General features: G+C 44.3%; 11 protein-coding genes. 9 read left to right on the top strand and 2 right to left on the bottom strand.

Annotated elements, in window-relative coordinates:
- The first annotated feature begins 6 nt into the window (after positions 1-6).
- Both AC58QT_RS10640 and AC58QT_RS10635 read left to right on the top strand, forming a co-directional pair.
- A complete protein-coding gene (locus AC58QT_RS10640; RefSeq protein ID WP_497408943.1) occupies positions 7-1,344 on the top strand; it encodes a hypothetical protein in 1,338 nt (445 codons plus the stop codon).
- Between the two features lie 33 nt (positions 1,345-1,377).
- Entirely contained in the window at positions 1,378-2,418 is a 1,041-nt protein-coding gene (locus tag AC58QT_RS10635; protein WP_497408942.1) for an SGNH/GDSL hydrolase family protein, read from the top strand.
- A gap of 63 nt (positions 2,419-2,481) precedes the next feature.
- On the opposite strand, the gene AC58QT_RS10630 is transcribed toward AC58QT_RS10635, so the two are convergent.
- Together AC58QT_RS10630 and AC58QT_RS10625 are read right to left on the bottom strand one after the other, a co-directional pair.
- On the bottom strand, positions 2,482-4,101 hold the full coding sequence (locus AC58QT_RS10630; protein WP_497408941.1) for a response regulator: 1,620 nt from the start codon (positions 4,099-4,101) through the stop codon (positions 2,482-2,484).
- Between the two features lie 12 nt (positions 4,102-4,113).
- Positions 4,114-5,976: a sensor histidine kinase gene (locus AC58QT_RS10625; protein ID WP_497408940.1), complete on the bottom strand. Its 1,863-nt coding sequence runs from the start codon at positions 5,974-5,976 to the stop codon at positions 4,114-4,116.
- Between the two features lie 60 nt (positions 5,977-6,036).
- Here AC58QT_RS10625 and AC58QT_RS10620 point away from each other — a divergent pair, with 60 nt between their 5' ends.
- From AC58QT_RS10620 to AC58QT_RS10590, 7 genes are all read left to right on the top strand, one after another.
- Positions 6,037-7,473: an ABC transporter substrate-binding protein gene (locus AC58QT_RS10620; RefSeq protein ID WP_497408939.1), complete on the top strand. Its 1,437-nt coding sequence runs from the start codon at positions 6,037-6,039 to the stop codon at positions 7,471-7,473.
- Between the two features lie 148 nt (positions 7,474-7,621).
- The gene (locus AC58QT_RS10615; RefSeq protein ID WP_497285932.1) at positions 7,622-8,545 is read left to right on the top strand and encodes an ABC transporter permease; all 924 of its coding nucleotides are present in this window, start codon (positions 7,622-7,624) and stop codon (positions 8,543-8,545) included.
- 11 nt (positions 8,546-8,556) lie between these two features.
- Positions 8,557-9,498, top strand: coding sequence for a carbohydrate ABC transporter permease (locus AC58QT_RS10610; protein WP_497408938.1), 942 nt, complete (start codon positions 8,557-8,559; stop codon positions 9,496-9,498).
- Positions 9,499-9,571: 73 nt separating this feature from the next.
- A complete protein-coding gene (locus AC58QT_RS10605; protein WP_497408937.1) occupies positions 9,572-11,119 on the top strand; it encodes an ABC transporter substrate-binding protein in 1,548 nt (515 codons plus the stop codon).
- A gap of 107 nt (positions 11,120-11,226) precedes the next feature.
- Positions 11,227-13,524 (top strand): glycoside hydrolase family 95 protein, encoded by a 2,298-nt coding sequence (locus AC58QT_RS10600; RefSeq protein WP_497408936.1) that lies wholly within the window; start codon positions 11,227-11,229, stop codon positions 13,522-13,524.
- Positions 13,525-13,529: 5 nt separating this feature from the next.
- Entirely contained in the window at positions 13,530-15,395 is a 1,866-nt protein-coding gene (locus tag AC58QT_RS10595; protein WP_497408935.1) for a heparinase II/III domain-containing protein, read from the top strand.
- A gap of 809 nt (positions 15,396-16,204) precedes the next feature.
- Positions 16,205-21,088, top strand: coding sequence for a sugar-binding protein (locus AC58QT_RS10590; RefSeq protein WP_497408934.1), 4,884 nt, complete (start codon positions 16,205-16,207; stop codon positions 21,086-21,088).
- The last annotated feature ends 18 nt before the right edge of the window (positions 21,089-21,106 follow it).

Raw genomic sequence — 21,106 nt, 5'->3', positions numbered from 1 at the left:
GTTACGATGTCACTGTCCCAAAGAAAAATAAAAGTAAGCGCCAAGATGAAGCCCCATTTGGATTGGATTCCCTATGACACGCATGTTTTGGCTTCCCCTGAGCAAGCACGCACGGATGTAACCGGGCCTCCTTTGAATAGATATGGGGGCAGAGTAGATCGACAATGCGAGGCAACGGGTTATTTTCGTACGGCCAAGCTTGGCGGCCGCTGGTGGCTCATTGACCCGGAAGGATGCCTGTTTATTCATAAGGCCGTTACGAGTGTGAATACGACGACCTCACAACGGGCAGCAAAAGCCTTAGCGACGAAATTTGCTCATGAGCAGACTTGGATGAACCACACCATTGCGCTTCTCAAGGAAAATGGCTTTAATGGCACAGGATCGTGGTCTAGAACAGACCTTATTCGAAACGCCGATATTCCCGTTGTCTACACAGAGATTTGGAATTTCATGAGCAGTTACGGCAAGGAACGAGGAGGTACTTATTCAGCACCAGGGCATACCGGCTATCCCAATGATTGCATCTTTGTATTCGATCCCGAGTTTGAAGCATTCTGCGAGAAGCATGCGCAGCAATTGACCAAGTATGCAGATGATCCATTCCTCTTGGGACATTTTTCGGATAATGAGCTCCCATTTCACCCGGATTTACTGGAAAAATATTTACAGTTAGACGCCGTGGATCCGGGCAATCAGGCAGCAAAGCAATGGATTAGAGATAAGAAAGGCTATGATGCTGATATTCGGGAGATTTCCCGCGATGATCGAGCGCAATTCGTCGGGTATGTGGCGGAGACCTATTATCGCATCGTCGCTGGGGCAATTAAGAAGGCAGATCCCAATCATTTATATCTTGGATCGAGATTGCATTCCCCGTATAATCAGGAGAGAAATCCCTATTTGTGGAAGGCTGCCGGGCACTATGCGGATGTGATCTCCTTCAATTATTATGGCTACTGGACGCCAAATCTGGAGACGATGCTGCAGTGGGAGGCTTGGTCAGGTAAGCCCGTCATGATCACAGAATGGTATACCAAAGGGGAGAGCCCAGCTTTCGCCAATCAAACAGGAGCGGGTTGGATTGTGAAAACGCAAGAAGACCGTGGCTCCTTCTATCACAATTTCACACTTGCACTGATGAAAAGCAAATCTTGTGTCGGCTGGCACTGGTTCAAATATATCGATAACGATCCCTTGGATAATCGTTCAGATCCTTCTAATCAAGATGCGAATAAGGGCATTGTGACGATTGAGTTTACGCCTTATGAGCCACTTTTGGAGGCCATGAAGGTATTGAATCACTCTGTTTATGAACACATAGATGAGTTGGATAGCGAATAATTAGCGAGATAAATTGAGGGAGGACATAGGGGAATGATCGTTCATAACTTGGAATTTTATAATGTCGCGGAACTGGAGACGAGTGCAGGCATGGCGGGGTGGCGGCTGCGCAGGCTGCCGGCCTCTGTTCGTCAATCGCTCGGTTGGCCAAGTAACGAGAATGGACGTCTTGCCGCGCAAACTTCCACCGGATGTGAGATTCGCTTCGTAACTACGGCAAGTAACGTCAAGATTTACCTTACAGCACTTGACGCGGATGGCGATGTGGTGGTGTATCGAGGAGATTTTTTTCATTCCATTCATCGACTTCAAGAAGGTAGATTAACGGGGATTACGCTAAAGCAGCCAGAGAAATTTGCTGAAGTGCAGCCAGAGATGTTAGAAGGAAGGCGTTTCTCCCCACATGTGTGGCGCGTTGCAATGAGCCGCGGTTTCTCTGCTGTCTTTCACGAGCTGGATGCGATGGGCCATTCCGTAAGACCACCAGAAGCAGGGGAATCACCGAAGTTAAAATGGCTGGCGTACGGCTCATCTATTACGCATGGAGTAAGTGCGACCACGCATCATCTATCGTACATAGAGCAAGCAGCAAGAAGACTAGGTGTGGATGTGATGTGTAATGGCTTATCAGGCGCTTGCCAGTGTGAGCCCGAAATAGCTGATTATTTGGCAAGTCAAGATGATTGGGATATCGCTACTCTTGAGCTTGGGGTCAATATGAGGCAGCGATTTACAGCGGAGCAATTCGAAGAGAGAGTTCGATATCTGTTGAACACGGTGACCAAGCATCATCCTGATAAACCGATTGTGATCATCTCGATCTATCCAAACAGCTCTAATTTTTTGCGTGATAAAGATAACATTAGCGGGATTAGGAACCATCAGTTTAACGAAATCTTGCTTCGTCTGCATGGGGAGTTAGCGCATTCTAATCTGCACTTTATCCATGGTCATGATATTTTGACGGATGTTGCAGCAGGGTTAACGACGGATCTTTTGCACCCTTCTGATTATGGTCACATGATTATGGGTGAGAACTTGGCGGCACGATTAATAGATATTCTAAAAGTTTAATCAGTCGATAAGCCCGCTCTCGGCCGTTCTAATGAACAGTGCCTTGAAGCGGGCTTTTTCTTTTCATAGACTTTCGCGATATTTACCAGGCAGCACACCAGTTATCTTCTTGAAAACGGTCGTAAAGTAAGTTGCATTTTCAAACCCAACCATCTCTGCGATAACAAATATTTTTAGATCGGGCGATTTGAGTAGTTCGATTGCTTTTTCAATGCGCACTTTTGTTAAAAATTCAATAATGGTTTCTCCGGTTTCTTGCTTAAAGATCTGACACATATAGGTGGGGCTCAGGAACACTTCCTCGGCTAATAATTGAATCGTGACATTATTCATATAATGTTTCTCAATATATTGTTTGATTCGCCCAATAACCCGTTGGCTTTTGCTATTATGTTTGTTTTGCATATAACGGGCGATGTCCCCGATCAAGTTGATCATCATACTTCGGAGACTTCCGATGTCTTTGGTGGTTTGAATCATCTGAACGATGTCCATGGTAGATTTGCCAAGAATGGCCTCGAAAGATTCATCCGCTTCATGCAGCGGTCTTGCCAATTGGAAAATCAGCTCAGCTCCACGGAAATACACTTGTTCAACTTGTGCACTTCCCGGGAGAATGACGTCATCGAACAGCTTGTTCAGCAAATCGGAGACGCCTTTGGCATCTCCCAATTTTACTTGTTGGATGAGTAGTTTTTCAATTTCGTACAAGTGCATGTGCCGCTCAGACTCCGCTTTATTATGCGCAATGTCATGAATGGTGACAACGGATTCTTTCCCGGTAAAGAACGTGTGCTGAAGTGCTTCTTTGGCTTCTTGGTAAGAATTGCTCAGCTGTAGAACAGAGCTTACCGCCGAGCCGATGCCGATAGAAGAGGATACTTTCACGTATTGACGCACACAACGGATAATTTCTTCGGCGAGATCCATATGTTTGTTTCCGAGTTGGGAGCGTTCGTTAAAGATCACGATAAGCTCATTGTCCATCGTATTCGTAAAAGCAAAACCAGAGGAGGTATTTGTCAGAATTTCCGCTACAACATTGTGAATGGCAAAAAATAACAATTGTTTATTTTCTTCACTATAGTGCTGAATGGCGTGCTCAAAATCATCAATTTTAAGCACACCGATCGCAGAGAATTCCCCTTGCTGGATCGGAATTTGGTAATAGGCAATCTTGTCGTAGATATCGTTCTCATTCGTATAGTAGCGGGATAATAGCTGAATGAGCAACTTTTCGCGCAAAACAGGAAGGCTATCTTGCAGCTGCTTATGCAGCTTGGAATGGATGGCCTCGCTGTCGCGTTCGCGGTTAATTTTACTAGCAACCTGTCCAAATACTTCGGTAATTTCATGGAGCTTAACCGGCTTCAGCACGTAGGCTTCAGCATGCATGCTGAGGGCTGTCTTGGCATAGTTGAAGTCTTGAATGCCGCTAATAATGACGATTTTTGTTGTGCTTCCGGCATCGCGCAGCTTTTGTGACAGCTCAAGGCCATCCATAATCGGCATTCGAATGTCCGTGCAGAGGATATCTGGCTTCAGTTCCATGCATAATTCATAGGCCTCGCGCCCTTCTTCCGCAAGACCTACGACTTCGATGCCAAATTCAGACCAATCGATAATGGAGTTCAGACCGTCCCGAATTAACTCCTCATCATCCGCAATGACCATCGTAATCATCTGAATTCCTCCTTAAGATAAATGTTCGCCCTGATCCAGCAGGGGATCGTTGGCTAAGCCATCCGCTGTTTTCCTAGCCGGCATACGAATAATCGCGGTTAATCCTTGATCTTCGTTGGCTTCATACTGTAAGCCATACTGCTCACCAAACCATTGTTGAATGCGCGTATTCACATTTCGTATCCCAAATGAAGCTGTTTGATCGCCAGTTGATGCCAGCAATTCCTGAATTTTATTAACCTCGGCCTGCTGACCGCTGCCATTGTCAATTACACGCAATTCCAAGATATCTAAGTCGAGGGATACTTGAATAATTAGATGTCCACGCCCTTTACTTGCATTGAATCCATGAATGATAGCGTTCTCAATCAATGGCTGAAGGATTAGCTTGACGGTAACCAGTTGCAGCAGGTGCGAAGGGGCTTCGATGGCGAACGTTAGTTTGTGACTTAATCGGATCTGTTGAATCGTCAGATAAGCCTGAACTTGGTTTACCTCGTCCTGAAGCTGAATAATAGAACGCCCTTTATTGAGTGATAATCGAAAAAAATCAGAGAGTGATGTCACCATTAAGCTAATCTCAGGTACCTTCTTTTTAAGCGCCATCCAATTGATCGAATCCAATGTATTGTATAGAAAATGAGGATTTATTTGAGCCTGTAAGGCTTCGAGCTCGGCTTTTTTCTTTTTGACTTCGGTGACATAGAGTTGATCGACCAGTTCTTTCATTTGCCGGATCATCTTATTAAACCGCTGGAATAAAAATAAAAATTCATCATTTCGCTTATATTCAATGGAAACATTGAACAATTCCGAATCCGTCGTATTGATCGCGCGTACAAATTTTCGAATAGGGTTGGTAATATTGTTAGAGAAGAAAAGGGCAAGAATGAAGGCCATCACCATGCTGAAAAGAATGACAACAATCATGACATTTCTAAAAGAAAGCAGCTTCCCGTTTAAATCACGGAGTGGTGAAACGGTTACAAGTTTCCAGTCTAATTGTGGAATGAGCCTGCTTGCGACAAGTGTTTGCTCACCTTGAATGGACAGAAAATGGGATTGAAAATCAGGTTGATGCTCTGACTTACTAGGCGTAAACAGGTCAGGGACGATAAATGGCTGATTCACTTGATCCATGCGAGGACCAATCATCACTTCGCCTGCGGCATTCAGAATATAGACTTCACTATGCTCGGAAGGCTTCAAACTATCCATCATTTTGCCAAAATCGGCAATATTGACATCCGCTGTTATAAGTCCCGCGTAGGGGACTGCGAAATTATCTAATTCGTAAAGCTGCTTAGCCGTACGAATCAAGTACTGAGATGGACTGCCGGATTCACTAGGCGCCTGATATAAGCCAAGTACCTTAAATCTGCTTTTGTAAGACATCGATTGGTACCAATCTAGGTTCTGAACAGATTCTACACTGTACACATGCGGAATGGAAGGAAAGAGATTATAGACAGGTCGATTCATTAAGAATAGATTCAAGGTGAATTTTGTTTTACCTTGGTTCGAAAAGCTATAACTATCGAGCAATGTACTTAGCTGCGTCATCTCATTCACAATGCTGATTTCATCGCTGGAAAGATCACGAGACAGGATGCCTTGCAAGGTGTTGCTTGTGTAAATTTTGGTCGTGATATCATCAATTTGTTCCAAGGTCTCCTGGACATTCAGCTCCATCATTTGCATACTACGGTTAATCGAGTCGACCATATTCTGAGAGATTGTTGAACTGGATTGGTGATATAAAGAAATGGCAATGATGGATGACGGAACGAACACGAGTGATAAAAAATAGACAAGCAGTCTGCTTTTAATACTGATATGATGAAGAGAAAGCTGCTTAAAAGGGCGCGTCCACATTACGCAATCACCTGTCTTCCTAGCTTTTGATATCCCCATTGTAAGGGAAGGAGATTGGAAATGAAACAAAAAAAATGGCTGCTTGTGACAGGTGTTCTTCTTGTCATAGGTCTCATCTCAGTTGGGATTCAGCAGATTTGGCATATGAATGCGCCTATGAACCAAGATGTGAAGCCTGTAAATTCTCCCTCAAAGGAGCAGCTTACGTTTGCTTTTACGTCGTACGGTTCGGATCTGGAAATGCGGAAGATAATTGATCAGTACAACCATTCGAATCCCGATCAAACCTTTGTACAAATGTTGACCATTCCCCGTGAGAACTACACGCGAACCTTAAATATGTTAATGGCTTCAGGGGAAGGACCAGATGTTTTTGCTGTCCAATCGGACTGGATCACCACTTACATGTATAAAAACTGGTTCAAAGACTTGACGAGAGATATTCCCCCGTCTATGACGCAGAATTATTCGAAATGGGCACTCTCCTACGGTAGTTTTAATGGCAAACAATACGCGATTCCTTACGGTTTAAGTACAGTTCGACTTGCGTACAATAAAGAGCTGTTTCGACTAGCAGGTCTTGATGAGAACCGACCGCCAAAGACGCTGGATGAGCTGAAGGAGATGGCTGCTCGGATTACTCAAAAGCAGATTGGTAATCAGAAATATGGATTTGTTTGGCCGCTTGGGGAAGACTGGTACGGGTTTATGCAGAGTATGGAGATTCCCATGACGTACAGCGGGATTACTTTATTTGATTTTCAAACGGGCAAGTTTGACACCACAGGGTATGCGCCATGGATGGAAACGATGTTAACGATGAAAAAGAATGGCAGTCTTTTCCCTGGAGATCTCACCATGAAGTACGATGCAGCCTTAACCCAGTTTGCCAAAGGGAATGTAGGTATGATGCTGGTTTCAAGCAGTGATGTCTACCAACTCGAAAATGAACTTAAGATTAACGTAGATTGGGATATTGCTATGCCGCCGGCTTTAGATGCGCAGAGAGCAGGTGCTGGTGCGTTAATGTTAGTTCCTGAGCCGGTTATTGGTATTAATAGCGCAACGAAACATAGTCTCGCTGCCCTTCATTTCTGGGAATATATTCACTCAGATCGAGTAATCGGTGAACTTTATCAAAAGGATGTTGTCATTCCCGTTTCGTCCCGTATTCGGCAAGACTACTCGAATACGAAATCTTCTTCTAAATTCAGCAGCTTTCAACCTGCGGATGTGGAGTCATTCTATCCAAAACAGCCCATTCTCTTGGATAGTTCGATCACCGCCAGCATCGTCAATCAGGATCATTTTGGTTGGAACAATCGGCTCAAGGCCTATCGGGACGTGGCTTCAGGAACAGCCTCCGTCAAAGATATGCTGCAAGCGGAAACACAACGATTAAATACGATGCTTCAAAGCGCTGTGCAGGTAGGATCTATTTCCTTACATGACTATATAAATCCCTCTTTTGACAAGCATCACCCACTCACCAAATAAAAAAAGAAGAATGTCATTAATCGACATTCTTCTTTTTTTTATGTTTCACCTGAATATTTTAACATAAATCCTAAGATGCTTTATTTTCAAAACTTTGTAAAAAGTTAAAATAAGACTATACAAAGAGAGATTGGAGTGAAGATTCAACATGACTAGACTTTCAGAACACATGAGAAATATCGTGCGCTTCCGAGTTTTATTCTTGATGATGCTGCCGGCGCTAGCCATTGTCATTTTCAACAACTATATCCCGATGTTTGGGGTAATTCTTGCTTTTAAAAATTATAATTTCTCGGATGGTATTTTACACAGTCCATGGGTAGGGTTGGAAAATTTTAAATACCTCGTACAAACCGATGTGGCGTGGACAGCTACACGTAATACGATTGGCTTCAATGCTGTATTTATTGTGTTAAACACACTTGGGGCGGTTGCGGTATCCATTGGATTGAACGAAATTCGTGGAATGAAGTTGAAGAGGGCATTCCAGAGCACAATCCTTTTTCCTTATTTTATCTCATATGTAGCTGTAAGTTACATCTTGTATGCCATACTTGGTCAAGCGGGATTCTTTAACTCAACGGTTTTGAAATTCTTTGGGATGGACGCCATCTCGTGGTATGCGGAAGCAGATAAATGGTTCTATATACTGCCAGTCGTCAACACTTGGAAGCACATCGGTTACTTTGCGGTCGTCTACTTGGCAGCGATCGTATCCATTGATACCGAGTATTATGAAGCTGCTTTAATTGATGGTGCTAGCAAGTTTAGACAAATGCTCCATATTACGCTGCCGATGCTTGCACCCGTTGTAATCGTCATGGTGCTGCTCCAAATTAGCCGAATATTCAATGCGGATTTCGGATTGTTCTATCAGGCGCCACTCAATTCAGGATCACTGCTTCCTGCTACGGAAGTTATTGATACGTTCGTCTACCGAAATTTCCTGTTAAACGGTAATGTCGGTATGTCAGCTGCAGCCGGTTTCTATCAAGCGTCAGTAGGCTTTGTACTGGTGTTGTTGACGAATCTCGTTGTCAGACGAGTCAGCAAAGAAAATGCATTATTCTAGGGGGATTTGCAATGGAAGAAGTCGTTAAATCGCGTGCGGTCATCAAAAGAAAATTCAAAACGTATCACGCCAATGCCATGTCACCCGTTAGTTATTACGTGTTGGTGACAGTGTTGGGACTTACGAGTTTACTATGTGTGTTGCCTTTACTGTTAGTCATTTCGGTTTCGTTTTCTGCGGAAAGCAACATTTTGAGAGAAGGCTATCGATTTATTCCTGAAGTTTTTTCCGTGGATGCCTATAAGTTCCTCATTGATGATTTGGATAAAATAACAACAGGCTATGGCATTTCTATTCTAGTGACAGTGGTGGGCACGTTCCTAAGTTTATTAGTCACATCTTTGTTTGCTTATCCGGTGTCACGGCCCGATTTTCCTTATCGAAATCAGTTTTCTTTCATTGTCTTTTTTACCATGCTATTCGGTGGTGGACTCGTCCCTTGGTATTTGCTGTATTCACAAGCTGGTTTGAAAAATACGCTGCTGGCGCTTATCATTCCACATCTTGTTGTTCCTTTTAATGTGATTATTATGCGTATTTTTTTCACGAATACGATACCTCATGCGCTTATAGAATCAGCCAAAATCGATGGTGCTGGCGAACTAAGGATTTATAGTAAAATTATATTGCCGTTATCGTTGCCTGTACTTGCGACAATCGGGTTGTTTCAAATGTTATCGTATTGGAACGACTGGTATACCTCATTAATTTTTATTAACAATCCGAAATTGGTAAGTTTACAATATTTGTTGTATAAGGTCATTAGCGATCTTAACTATATCAACTCTGGTGCTGCCAGTATTCAGGCTGTGAATGCCATTCAAAAAACACTTCCTTCTGAAACGGCAAAAATGGCAATGGCCGTCATAGGTATTGGGCCTATTATTCTGGTGTATCCGTTCTTGCAAAAATATTTGGTTAAAGGACTTACGGTAGGCTCCGTTAAAGGGTAGTAATTTTTTGATTGGCTATATCCAGACTATCTGGCTAAGCATATACTTGTAGATAATTTAGGAGGGTTTGTACATGAGTAACATGAAAAAATTGAATACGATTGCCCTAGCCGTTACGATACCGGCAGTACTGCTATCCGCTTGTTCAAAAGAGGGAACTGAAACAGCAACAAAAGCACCTGCATCTTCATCCGCAGCCACAACTGCTGCACCAGCCAAAAAATTGGATCCACGGGAAATATCGATTTATTTCGCAGGACCTACAGCGCAGAAAGATGTGCAGTTGGTTGAAGAAGAAATTAACAAGATTACCAAAGAGAAAATTAATGCTACCGTTAAAATTAATCACTTAGGTTGGGGAGATTATGCCCAAAAGACAAACCTAATGATTGCTTCTGGTGAACCATTCGATCTCATGTTTACTTCGGGTAACGATCTAAGTATTAATGTGGCCAAAGGTGCCTACATTGCGTTGAATGATCCCGCAAATAATCTGTTAGAGAAGTACGGACAAGATATTATCAAATCGATTAATCCAAAGTATTTAACAGGTACAACGATCAAAGGTTTGAATTATGCACTTCCTACGCAAAAAGAAATGGCATCCATGCAAGGTCTATTCTTGCGCAAAGATCTGGTAGAAAAGTATAAATTAGATCTAAAAACGATTAAAAAACTGGAAGACTTGGAACCATTCCTACAGCAAGTAAAAGCAGGCGAGTCTGCGGATGTAATTCCGATCCAAGCAACTTCCAACTTCTTGAACTTGCTGCCATATGAAACTATTGGCGGATTTGCAACGCCGGGTGTTATTTCCAAAACGGGCACGTCCCCTAAGGTCGTCAACCTTTTTGAAACGGAAGAAATGAAGAACCTATTTAAATTAATGTACAATTGGAACCAAAAAGGTTACTTCCAAAAAGACCCAGGAACGAACACGAATCTGAAAGCACAAACAGACGAAGGATTGGTCGCATCCAGATGGTCGCAGCTTAAACCAGGTGGAGATCTAGAAGCTAGTAACGCGAGTAAAAAGCCGTTAGTTCAAGTTGAGTTTACGCAACCTTATGTTGCTTCTGCTGATCTTAATAACTCGATGCTTGCTGTTTCCAGAACGTCGAAGGATCCAGAAAGAGCGGTTATGTTCTTGAATCTGATGCATAGTGATGCTCGTATCGTCAATCTGATGGACTTTGGGATTGAAGGTAAACACTATGTGAAAGTGGCTGGTAAGGAAAATGTCATCAAAGTTCCAGATGGCTTCGCAACTTCCAAGGATACAGGGTACTTCCCAGGAAACACTTGGCAAGTAGGGAACCAGTTCTTGACTTACCTGTTCCAAAATGAGGATCCTCAGAAATGGGAGAAATTCAAAACATTTAACGCAGCGGGTGTATCATCCCCAATTCTTGGCTTCACTTATAATAGCGATAGCACGAAAAACGAAGAGGCAGCTCTAGCGAGTGTTTATAAATCCTATATTGATGGCCTTAGCGGCGGTGTGCTTGAACCGGAGAAATACTTGGCTGAGTTCAACGATAAGCTGAAAAAGGCTGGTATGGATAAAGTTATTGCTGAGAAACAAAAGCAAGTGGATGAGTTTATGAAAACTAAAAAGTAAGAAATAACGAAAGCAGCGTCATCAGATTGTTGAGAATCACCCGATTAGGGGAAACTCACGATTTGGTGGCGCTGTATTAACTTCACAAAACAGAAGGTGGAAAGTAGATGAGCACCCATTTATGGTTTAAGCAGCCAGCAAGCGATTGGAATGAGGCCCTGCCTGTAGGGAATGGACGGTTGGGAGGGATGGTGTTTGGCAAAATTCGAAATGAAAGAATTCAGCTGAATGAAGACTCCATCTGGTATGGGGGACCTCGCGATCGGAATAATCGGGATGCCTTGTCGCAACTCGAGGAAATGAGGAAACTGCTCAAAGAAGGAAGAGCTGGTGAAGCACATCGGCTTGCTGAGTTGGCTTTTTCAGGAACACCGAATAGTCAGCGTCACTATATACCTGCGGGGGATTTGCTACTGTTTATAGAGGAAGACGAGAATGGTATTTCCAATTATCGCAGAGAGCTTGACCTTGAACGTGCGGTTGCGACTACGACTTATGAACGGGATGGATACTCGTATCGTCGGGAAACCTTTGCGAGCTACCCTGACGGTGTACTGGTTACACGTCTTGAGACATCTAATCCTGCGGGGATTTCGCTTTATGCCAGATTAGATCGCAAAGAAGGTAAATATGCAGATGTAACAGGAAAAATTGGCCATGACACGATTGTCATGCGTAATCAGTGTTACGGCTTATCGGACAAGGACTATGTCATTATGGTAAGGGCAGTCGCGGATGGTGGTGTCGTCCAGACCCTGGGTGAACATATTACGATTCAAGCTGCTCGTGCAGTGACATTTGTGCTGACAGCAGCTACAACTTTTAGATATGCGGATCCTGAGGAAGCGTGTACAGATCTGATTGCGCAAGCTGCTGTCAAGCCATACGAGATGTTGCTAGCAGACCACATTGCTGATTATAAAACCTTATATAATCGGTTGACTATACAGCTTGAAGGGGGAGAGCCGAATGATCGGGAGACGCTATCCACCCCAGAGCGACTCAACCTGGTTAAGCAGGGAAAAGAGGATCTAGGGTTAATTGCGCTATATGTTCAATTCGGCCGTTATCTGCTTATTGCCTGCAGCCGTCCCGGTTCCTTACCTGCGAATCTGCAAGGGATATGGAATGATGACATGCTGCCGGCATGGGACAGTAAATATACAATTAATATTAATACACAAATGAATTACTGGTTGGCGGAGACTTGCAACTTGTCGGAATGTCATGAGCCATTATTTGATCTGATCGAACGAATGAAGGAGCATGGCAGGCAAACAGCTGCGATTATGTATGGATGCCGTGGCTTTGTTGCGCATCACAATACCGATATCTGGGCGGATACGGCTCCGCAAGACATGCATCTTCCCGCTACCTATTGGCCCTTTGGCGGAGCATGGTTAAGTTTGCATCTCTGGGAGCATTACCAATTTACGCGAGATAAGATTTTTTTGAAGAGAGCTTATGACACAATAAAAGAAGCGGCCTTGTTCTTCCTTGATTTCTTGATTCAGGGTGAGAACGGCTGGCTGATTAGCTCGCCTTCAGTTTCACCTGAGAATAAGTATATGTTGCCTAACGGGGAAACAGGTATTTTATGTTCTTCACCATCGATGGATAATCAAATCTTGACCGAGTTATTCTCCGCTTGTATGGACGCCTCCGAGCACTTGGAGGTGGATGAAGAGTTTCGTAGTCAATTAGCACATGCACGAAGTAAGCTTCCACCAACACGGATTGGTAAATATGGAGGGATACAAGAGTGGTCCGAGGATTATGAGGAAGTCCATCCTGGACACCGGCATATTTCCCATTTGTTCGCGCTGCATCCTGGAACTGGCATTAGCGTTAGCCGTACACCAGAATTAGCGGAGGCAGCAAGAACGACCTTACAGAGACGTCTCGCTCATGGCGGAGGTCAAACGGGATGGAGCCGTGCGTGGATCATTAACTTTTATGCCCGGTTAAAAGAGGGTAATCAGGCGGCTTTTCATATGGGAGAGCTTTTGACGCATTCAACGTTGCCCAATTTGCTGGACAATCATCCGCCCTTTCAGATCGATGGCAATTTTGGCGGTGCAGCAGGGATTGGGGAAATGCTCCTGCAAAGCCATCATGGCACCATAGAGCTGCTGCCAGCTCTTCCGTCCAGCTGGAAGAAAGGCTGCGTTACTGGTTTGAAAGCGCGAGGCGGTTATGAAATTGATATGCAATGGGAGCATGGACAGTTGCAAACCGCTACGATTCGTGCCAGTCATGGTGGACGTTGCCAAGTTCATGCTCACTTGCCTATCTGTGCAAAGGATGAACACAATCAGATCGTACACATTATTGAGCATGATCAAGGGACAATTCAATTTAATATGGAGCCGGGACAGGTAATTCGGCTTGTAGTGGAGGAGTAGATTAGGTGATTATTGAGCAATTCCGTAATATGCTGCAAGAACAGAACATGATCAAACGGGAACAGTTCCAGCTCTTCCCATCGGCAAGTGACAGGACATATTGGGAAGCGGTGACCGAGGAAGTTAGAAAGCAATTGATCGAACAGGGTGAGACTTATTTACATTATGAGTGGCCGATTATCTCGGCATCGATGATGTTGACGTTTGCGCGAACGGGATCATTGGATCTCTGCGATGAGACGTATTTGAAGCGAAGAACAGCGCTGGGAACGCTGGTTGTAGCAGAGTGCATGGAGGGAGAAGGACGATTCCTAGATGACATTGTCAATGGGATATGGGCCATCTGCGAAGAGACCAGTTGGATCGGCATCATGCATAGTGAGGAAGCTGTACTGCCTCTCGGGAAGGGCCATTCGTTGGATCTACGAGCAGCAGAGACAGGTTCGTTGCTGGCATGGGTGTCCTATTTGCTTCGTGATGAATTGAACAAGATGACACCTCATATCGTGCAGCGTATTCAAGAGGAAGTAAAAAGGCGCATATTGGATGCGTATATGGAGCGCGATGATTACTTTTGGATGGGTTTTGCGAAAAAGCCAGTAAACAATTGGAATCCGTGGATTAATTCCTGTTTCTTAGCAGCGTTGCTTCTTGTAGAGGAAGATCCTATACGCAGATGGAAAGGGCTCACTAAATTTCTCGCAAGTCTAGATACTTTTCTGGAAAGTTATCATTCGGATGGTGGCTGTGATGAAGGGACTACGTATTGGGACCGGGCTGGAGGAGCGCTGCTCGATTGTCTCGAGCTGCTTAAGCATGCCACAGGCGATACTGTGGATCTGTTCAAGGAGCCATTAATCCAAAATATTGGCCGATATATTTATCGTGCGCACATTCATGACAGGTATTTTATTAATTTTGCTGACGGTTCTGCCAAGATCACTAACTTTCAGTCGGTGCAAGCTTACAAGTACGGGGTATTCATAGAAGATCCTCTTCTATGTAATCAAGCGGTTCATCAATACCGTTTGAGCTCGAATAAATTTGTTCAGCACCCCTGGTTTCCTATGCTCCGCAGTCTCTCGGAAATCAAGTATTATCCGGTATTGAATCGGAGTAAGGCCTGTGCGCCTTACCTTCGAGATGTGTGGTTAGACGGCATTCAAGTGATGGCCGCTAGGGAAAAGAGCGGTTCCTCAGCAGGTTTATACATCGCTGCCAAGGGCGGTCATAATGACGAAAGCCACAATCATAACGATATTGGACAGTTTATTCTGTATGCGGATGGACAGCCCGTCATCGTCGATGCAGGCGTTAACTCGTATAATAAGCAAACGTTCAGCGATCAAAGGTATGAATTATGGACAATGCGTTCAACGTATCATAATGTCCCAACGGTGAACGGATATGAGCAGCTTCCAGGCCGTGATCATAAAGGGGAACGGGTAGCTTACATGGCGGGCGAGGAAGAGGCTCGGCTTACACTCGACATAGCTGCTGCATATCCGCCTGAGGCTGGTATACGGGAGTGGATCCGAGAGATTGCTCTGGATCGATCCTCTTCTGCGAGCGTCATCCTGCGTGATGCCTATAATCTGAGTAGGAGCAGGAATGCTTTGCAATGGCAATTCATGACCTGTTGCGACGTACAACAAGTGTGTTCGGGTGAGCTTCTGTTTCAGATTGGAGAGGGAAGCGCTGTTCGAATGGTATATTCAGAACGATTCACGATGAAGAAAGAGCGAATCGAAACGAACGATAAATGGATGACAAAAGTGTGGGGCGAGTGTATATACAGGGTAACCCTTAGCTGTCAAACGGATGCTAATCAAGGCTCATGCGAATTTACATTTGAACAAGTGGGAAGGTAGCAGTGATTTTATTCTAATGTCATTCTCCGAGGTGGAGTATAACTGCTCAAAATAATCACGAATGACAAAAATGGAAATTTGTCATTCGTGATTTGTCAGTTGCCACAGGGGAAGAGGTCGCTTTGAACGGATCGACGTCTCAGGAGCACACTCGCGCGATAGCGCCGCTGAGCCGCCAAAAAATGCCGTCTCAGCAGCGAGCCACGTCGAAATCAGCGCAGCATCTCTCCTGAGCCGTCGAAAATCGACGTCTCAGCACCTCGCGAGCGCGCAAGCGTCTCTGAGCCGCCAAAAAATGCCGTCTCAGCATCGAGCCACACCGAAATTAGCGCAGCCTCGAACCTGAGCCGTCGAAAATCGACGTCTCAGCACCTCGCGAGCGCGCAAGCGCCTCTGAGCCGCCAAAAAATGCCGTCTCAGCAGCGAGCCACGTCGAAATCGGCGCAGTCTCGAACCTGAGCCGTCGAAAATCGACGTCTCAGCACCTCGCGAGCGCGCAAGCCCCTCTGAGCCGCCTCAAAATGCCTTCTCATAAAAATAACCGTCAGACTGAAAGTTGATCTGACAGTTATTTTCATAAGGCATCTTAATATATTGATAGGAATCGAAATATCCTTCATTTCCAAAAAAACACAATCAGGTAGAATATGAGTGAAAGAATAACTACGATTGGAATTCTGAATTCCAAGGGAACAGCTTTTTACAATGGAGGTGCATAATTTAACAATAGGTTATGCAGCATGAGGGTTGCAGTGTTTTCTAAGTTGGAATGACAGCGGTTTCAATAGTTTACGAGGAGGAAGCAAGGAATGAAAAGAATGAAGAAAATTGTTTCGTGCATCACGGCACTCACACTTCTATTGTCAGTCGCAAGCATCGGTTTTCCCACGTTGAGCAATAAAGCTAATGCAGCTGAAACGGTTAAAATGTTACATACCTTTGAAACGACAGACCCCAATTTCGGTTCGTTTGCCGTCGGAGCCGAGATAGCGCCAGTTCCTACCATGTTCCAAGTAGAAACTTCGTTCTCCAAAAAGATTGTCAGCGAGTCCAATGGAAATCGGGCGCTGGAAGTTACCGTGCCAGCAGATCAACAGGGGAAAACGCGGTTTTACTATGCAGCGGGCTCAGGCGCCCAAACAACCGGAAACCGTTTTAGCTTCGAAGGATCGTTAACTTTCAGTAATCAAGCTAAAGAGTTTGATTTGAAGGTTATCCCAGGGGACTGGGGGCAAAATCTTCCCATAGCTAAATTTTTACCTAGTGGAGATTTGCAAGTGAGATCAGGTACACTCGCCCAAGGGACTTATGTTAAACGTGGCACCTGGGAGGCGAATAAAACGTATGTCATTAAGTTGGATCTCTACAACGATATCAATAAATATGATCTGTTTATCACAGATAAAACGACAGGTCAAACAACAATGCTGGCAAGTGGCGAGCCGTTAATGGGTGCTTATGGTACGCCAAGTCACGATTTCTTATCAACGGGTGTTGTTTATTACAATATCGAGGCTGTCGGTACAACTGCCGCAACGAGCACGACTGTCCGATATGATAATGTCAAACTGTCATACTCTTCTGATGTGCGGGATGCCTACACGCCAGCAGCGGATGCTACTCTTTTAAGAACAACGACTTTTGAAACAAACGATACAGATGCATCAATTGCAGGTACGGCTACAGGTTCTGTCATTAAAACGAATATTCTAGACGCTAAATCACCTTCCGTAATGAAAATTGTTGAGGAAAGTGGCAACAGATGGGTGGATGTAACAACAACACAGGATGAGCCAGGGGATATTGGATTTCCCATCTTCCAATCTTGGCAAAATGATTCCATCTACAAGAGCTACACACTGGAAGCGGATTTCATGCTGAAGGATGCAAATGCCGATTACTATCTGAGATTAGTAGATGGAGCTTGGAGTGGTGTAAAAAGCAATACGGTGCTTCTCTCCAAAACAGGGAAAATTTTCTCTCGTTCATCGGGGACTGGAAATGGCGCATTTGCTGCTAGGACGACATGGGAAGTGAATAAAGCCTTCACGCTCAAATTGGTCGTACATGCAGATACGTTAAGCTATGATCTATATCATGTGAAAGATGGCGTTACAACAAAGTTAGTTAACAATGAACCCATACAGAATGCCAGTGCATTTACTACGAATGGTATCGCCGCATTTATGCTCCATGTTGATGCAGGCACGCATAGTAAATCTACGATTCTAGTAGACAATATCAAGATATTAACGTCCAATCTTCCGGGAACAGCTCCAATAACCAATGCATCCCCTGGAACATTACTTGACGCTGCACCTGTTATCGGAACTCCAATCGAGTATTATGTGAGTCCGACTGGGAATGATGCCAATAATGGCAAATCGTCTAGCACTCCGTTCCAGACGATTCAAAAGGCTGCCAATCTTACGGCTCCTGGAGATACGGTGTATATCATGGATGGTACGTACAATTACAGTGGCGGAAACCGAATGGTAACCATAACGAAATCAGGAGCACTGAATACAGCAACGAATCAGCCAGCGTATATTACATACAAAGCGGCTCCTGGCGCACATCCTGTTCTTTCCAGCGATAATGCTTGGGATGTTATTCTCATACAGGCTAGTTATATTATCATTGAAGGGCTTGAGATTAAAGGGAACAACGCCAACCTTACACTTGCTGATGGTGAAGCAGCTTATAATTATTGGTTAGAACAAACCACGGCTGGCTTGCCAGTTAATTATGGAGATCCTAGATTTACGAAAGCAAATACCAACGGGATTAATATTAACAGTGGAACGAATTTAACCAATGGTTTGCCAGCTTTTCATCATATTACAATCCGAAATAACATCGTTCACGATCTGCCTGCCGGGGGGATTGGTTCTGCTAATGTTGACTATATTACCATCGAGGATAATCTAGTCTACAATAACGCTTGGTATACGATGTATGCCTGCAGCGGAATCAGTGTTCTTGGTGGCGTCGATGTCGACACAGAGACGGGTTATAAGAGTATTATTCGTAATAATATCGTTCATCACAATCAAACGAATGTGAAATGGAATCAAGTCAAGACGTATTCTGACGGAAACGGAATTATTATCGACTACAATAAGAATACCGGTAAAACGTTCCCAGCCTATAAAGGGAAGACGTTGGTGCAAAATAATATCTCCTACAACAACGGGGGATCAGGTATCCATTCCTTTAACTCGGCTAACGTAGATATTATTAATAATACGTTGTACAAAAATAATCAAAATCCTTACCTTTCATATGCCCAGTTGTTTGCGAGTTCTTCAGAAAAGGTAAATATCTTTAACAACATTGTGTATTCCAGAGATTTGCGACAAGGGGAACTAAATTACGCTATTAATAATGCGAATGGCAGTGAGTTCGTCATCTATGCCAACAACATCTATTATGGTGGTGGTACACCCAAAGAAGTCGGTGTGAATGATGTTATCACTGATCCTAAATTTGTATCACTGGATTCAACAAATGTGAACTTCCTCAAACTTCAGTCTAATTCACCAGCTGTTGATAGAGGGACAAGAACACTAGCTCCTTCCATTGATATTGCTCATGCGGCTCGTCCACAGGGAGCGAAGTACGACATTGGCGCCTATGAAACCAGCTATACAGGTGCTAATCCGATTGTGAATGATGTCATCGATATTGAAGCAATAAGACAAACCATGGTGTTCACACCAGAAAGCGGTGTTGCACGCTACGGCACGCCTACGATTGATGGTACGAAGGACGCGATCTGGAACACGGCTCCTGTTCTTAATGTCAACAAATATATCGACAATGCCACGGCTCCTGTAACTTCGGGTGCGACCTCCAAGGTACGTGTATTATGGGATGAAGATAACTTATATGTGCTTTCTGAAGTTACAGATCCAGTGTTACGTAAAACCAATGCAAATCCTTGGGAACAAGATTCTATAGAGGTATTTCTGGATGAGAATAACGCCAAAACAACTTCTCATCAACCGGATGATAGACAGTACAGAATTAATTATGACAATGGCAAGACCGTAGGAAGCCAAGGAAATGCTTCAGAGTTTACTAGCAGTACTTCACTAACAGCAAGTGGATATCTCGTAGAAGTGAAGATTCCATTTAAGACGATTAAAGGCTCTATAGGAAAAGTCATTGGCTTCGACTCTCAGGTCAATGATGATAACGGTGTAGGAGCTCGAACAAGTACAGCGATTTGGAGTGATACCAAAGGAGTTGGTTATTCCAACACATTCAGATGGGGCAATGTGACACTTGCTGCACAGTCTGTTGTGGCAGACACCACGCCACCGACAGTACCAGGGAATGTTCAGGTTACGGGAAAAACACATCAATCCGCTAATCTGAGCTGGACGGCTTCAACGGATGAAACGAGCAGTGTAACTTACGAGGTCTATCGTGGGACGGAGCAAATCGCTTCCGGTTTGACAGCAACCTCGTACGTAGTAAGCGATCTGCAGCCAAGTACCGCTTATAGCTTTAGTGTTCGCGCGCGCGACGCAGCGGGCAATCTCTCTGGGGCTAGTGCTCTTGCTGCGGTTACGACAGATGCACCGCCTCTTCTTGTTACCTCCATCTCAGTCTATGGGGACGATATTAGCACAAATGGCGGAACTTCGCAGTTCCATGCGTTTGTTATTCCTTCAACCGCTACAAGTACTACGGTGCAGTGGAATGTATACGAAGCGGATGGCGTGACACCAACCAATAAAGCAGTCATTAGTTCCACCGGCTTGTTGACGGCAGTGAAGAACGGTTTTGTAAGCGTTGTTGCTTCCTCCACGGATGGTTCTAACGTCAAAGGCCGTACATTAGTTGCATTGAATGGTCAAATCGTGGGCAATCAACAAGTGTTATCTACAACAATAACTGGAGTTGGATCTGTAAAAAGTGGAGCAGCTTTCTCAACTAATACCGGATTAGCTTTCCCATCAAATACGGTTTCCACTGCTGTTTATGGTGTGGACGTCACGGTTAGTTATGATCCAGTGGATGTTGAGTTTGTCGATGCTGTTTCATTGAAAACTGGCTTGTCTTTGGTTACTGTCAACACAAATGTACCAGGGCAAGTACGTATCTTTGGGGTAAGTACGCTACCAAACGGAGCGATTACAGCGACGAGTGACGTCTTCAAACTAAACTGGACGGCTAAGCAACCCGCACAGAGCACAACAACTGTAATTGCAGTGACCGCTGCAATTACATCAGACGTCCAAGGTGAACTTAGCCCAATGAGCGCAGCGCAGTTGTCCTCGCAAAATGTCCTTGTTGTCGTTGTTAACAAGTCGGATCTTCAAGACTTGATTACCAATGCTCAAGCAATCTTGGCACAAGCGGTTGAGGGCACTCAGACCGGTCAATATCCAGTAGGAACAAAATCCACGCTGCAAGGAGAAATAACGGAAGCTCTTACTGTAAAAAACAATCAAGCAGCTACGCAGTTGGAAGTGAATCAAGCAGCTAATACATTAAATTTAGCTATTAATGAGTTTAAAAACCAACGGAAAATCTTCAGCATAGGCTACTTAGTCCTCATGGCTCAACATTATGGTAAAACTCCGTCTAGCAGTGATTGGAACACGGTGAAAAAGTATGATGTGATTCCTGACAATATCATTGATATCTTTGACTTAATTGAAGTAGCCAACCAAATTTAAGTAGTGCAAGTAGGGGGA

The organism is Paenibacillus sp. J31R109, assembly GCF_059692055.1.
This window is presented reverse-complemented; position numbering and strand designations above follow the sequence as displayed.